Raw genomic sequence first — 668 nt, 5'->3', positions numbered from 1 at the left:
GGTTTGGTGTGGGTGGGAGTGGGGCCCGGGCCCCACTCCCACCCACACCAAACCCCCGCGCAAAGCCTCCACCACTGACCCCGGCTTGCGCCGAGCCTTCACCACTAACCCCGGCTTGCGCCGAGCCTCCACCACTGACCCCGGCTTGCGCCGAGCCTTCACCGCTCACCCCGGCTTGCGCCGAGCCTTCACCACTGACCCCGGCTTGCGCCGAGCCTCTACCGCTCACCCCGGCCTGCGCCGAGTCCTTCTCCCGCCCACCTTCGTCCCGCACGCACTCCTCCGCAGAGCCGCCACTCACACGCCCGCCCCGAGAATCCTCGCTTTCCGCAGCACTTTCGCCCCGCAGACCGCTGAGCCCAGACCCGCCACCTCGCGCACCGCCGCGCCCAGGCCTCTCACTCGGCCCAGCACCCTCGCCCGGCATATCGCCGCGCCCGGAGCCGTCGTCTTCCGCAGTATTTTCGCCTCGGCTGTCTTCGCGCCGGGTATTCCCGCTCGGCCCAGCGCCTTGGCCTGGCATGTTGCCGTGCGCGGAGCTTGCGTCTTCCGCAGCACCTTCGCCCCACCCCTCCACCTGCCCTTGACCGCCACTACCACCATCGCCATCGCCGTCACCACGCACCCATCCACCGCCCACGCCTTGCACCCCGCCCCCAACCTCCTCC

At 71.3% G+C, this 668-nt stretch carries 1 protein-coding gene; it reads right to left on the bottom strand.

Translation table 11 applies throughout. The features are described 5' to 3' along the window. Nucleotides 1-297: 297 nt before the first annotated feature. Nucleotides 298-668, bottom strand: a 371-nt coding sequence (locus KGQ19_RS48805; protein WP_212022487.1) for a hypothetical protein, incomplete at its 5' end; no start/stop codon positions are given.

The organism is Catenulispora pinistramenti, assembly GCF_018274385.1.
In the GTDB taxonomy this organism is placed as follows: domain Bacteria; phylum Actinomycetota; class Actinomycetes; order Streptomycetales; family Catenulisporaceae; genus Catenulispora; species Catenulispora pinistramenti.
Note: the sequence above shows the minus strand (reverse complement) of the source record. Positions and strands in the feature narration are given on the sequence as shown.